This is a genomic window from Stenotrophomonas sp. YIM B06876 (assembly GCF_030711595.1).
Classification (GTDB): Bacteria; Pseudomonadota; Gammaproteobacteria; order Xanthomonadales; family Xanthomonadaceae; genus Stenotrophomonas.
Genome location: NZ_JAUJUJ010000258.1, coordinates 1 through 1,167 on the forward strand (window position 1 = coordinate 1; position 1,167 = coordinate 1,167).

The following is a 1,167-nucleotide window of genomic DNA, read 5'->3' on the forward strand; positions in this document are numbered from 1 at the left end:
GACCGAGTGGCAGCTCGGCACGGGCTACGGCACGCTGAGCGCGCCCCAATTCCATGTCGTGGCCTACGACTTCGGCGTCAAGTTCAACATCCTGCGCATGCTGGCCGAGCGCGGCTGCAAAGTCACCGTGGTGCCGGCGCAAACGCCGGCGGCCGAGGTGCTGGCCCTGCAGCCCGACGGTGTGTTCCTGTCGAACGGCCCGGGCGACCCCGAGCCCTGCGACTACGCGATCGCAGCGGTGCGCAGCATCGTGGACAGCGGCATGCCCACCTTCGGCATCTGCCTGGGCCACCAGATCATGGCGCTGGCCTCGGGCGCCAAGACCTTCAAGATGGCCAACAGCCACCACGGCGCCAACCACCCGGTGAAAGAGCTGGCCACCGGCCGCGTCAGCATCACCAGCCAGAACCACGGCTTCGCGGTCGAGCTCGACTCGCTGCCGGCCCATCTGCGCGCCACGCACATCAGCCTGTTCGACGGCACGCTGCAGGGCTTCGAGTACACCGACCGCCCGGCGTTCTGCTTCCAGGGCCACCCCGAGGCTTCGCCCGGCCCGCTGGACATCGCCTACCTGTTCGACCGCTTCACGGCCCTGATGGAGAAAAGCAAAAATGCCTAAGCGCACAGACATCAAAAGCGTCCTGATCATCGGCGCCGGCCCCATCATCATCGGCCAGGCCTGCGAGTTCGACTACTCCGGCGTGCAGGCCTGCAAGGCGTTGCGCGAAGAGGGCTACAAGGTCATCCTGATCAACAGCAACCCCGCCACGATCATGACCGACCCGGCCACGGCCGACGTCACCTACATCGAGCCCATCACCTGGCAGACGGTCGAGAAGATCATCGCCAAGGAGCGGCCCGACGCCATCCTGCCGACCATGGGCGGCCAGACCGCGCTGAACTGCGCGCTCGACCTGTGGCACAACGGCGTGCTCGACAAATACCAGGTCGAGCTGATTGGCGCCAAGCCCGAGGCCATCGACAAGGCCGAGGACCGCCTGAAGTTCAAGGACGCCATGACCAAGATCGGTCTGGGCTCCGCGCGCTCGGGCATCGCCCACAGCATGGACGAGGCCTGGGCGGTGCAAAAGGAAATGGGCTTCCCGACGGTGATCCGCCCCAGCTTCACGCTCGGCGGCACGGGCGGCGGCATTGCCTACAACCCTG

The 1,167-nt window shown here is 66.6% G+C and carries 1 protein-coding gene and 1 pseudogene; both read left to right on the forward strand.

What is annotated here, in order from left to right; translation table 11 throughout:
- The coding region (locus tag QZH66_RS16550) for a carbamoyl phosphate synthase small subunit (protein WP_305806963.1) at positions 1–619 on the forward strand (619 nt) is incomplete at its 5' end.
- Positions 612–1,167, forward strand: a pseudogene (carB, locus tag QZH66_RS16555) (carbamoyl phosphate synthase large subunit); the annotation flags it as partial. The gene QZH66_RS16550 and the pseudogene carB, both read left to right, overlap by 8 nt.